The organism is Ruegeria sp. N7, from assembly GCF_056531345.1.
The window spans coordinates 1-787 of the sequence record NZ_JBQFLR010000056.1 but is presented as its reverse complement, the minus strand read 5'-3'; the positions used below and the strand labels follow the sequence as shown (position 1 = coordinate 787).

The window sequence follows — 787 nt, the reverse complement described above, 5'->3', positions numbered from 1 at the left end:
CCTCCAGTCCTTGAGCCTACCAAACATGATCTCAATACGGTTGCGCCGTTTGTATCGGCGCTTGTCATACTTCACAGTTGTCTTGCGTTGCTTTCGACCTGGGATGCAGGCGCTTATTCCTTTGTCTTTCAACGCGTCTCGGAACCAGTCTGCATCATAGCCGCGATCCCCGAGCAGCCAGTCGACTTCTGGTATGCTGCTCATTAGCGCTCGCGCACCGATGTAGTCACTGACTTGGCCAGCGGTGACAAAAAGGCTGATCGGTCGCCCTTGGCTGTCACAGATAGCATGCAGCTTCGTATTCATGCCGCCCTTGGTTCGGCCAATCAGGCGGCCACGCCCCCGTTTTTCGCGGCCATGCTGGTCGCGGTGCGATGTGCTTTCAGATAGGTCACGTCCACTGCCCGGCAGGGCATTGCGGAGCAATGTCCCGAGAGGGGATCATCACGGTCTTTTCCTCGCCGTGTTCGGCTGCCAAGCCGACCATCATCCGAGCGAAGATGCCTTTCTCACTCCAACGCTTCCACCGGCTATAAAGCGTCTTGTGCGGTCCGTATTCTTTGGGAGCGTCACGCCACCGCAACCCATTGCGATTGATGAAGATAATCCCGCTCAGCACCCTCTTGTCATCGACCCGTGGCTTGCCGTGCGACCGCGGGAAGAAAGGGGAAAGTTTGGCCATCTGCTCGTCGGTCAGCCAGAAAAGGTCGCTCATATCACCACTCCATTTTTCGAGCCGTGAATCATGCAGCGCCTTGAAAATCAATGCATCCTGACCCTAGGCATC

At 56.4% G+C, this 787-nt stretch carries 1 pseudogene; it reads right to left on the bottom strand.

Annotated elements, in window-relative coordinates:
* A pseudogene (locus ACR0ES_RS20175) lies at nt 1-715 on the bottom strand (IS5 family transposase); the annotation flags it as partial.
* Nucleotides 716-787: the final 72 nt, after the last annotated feature.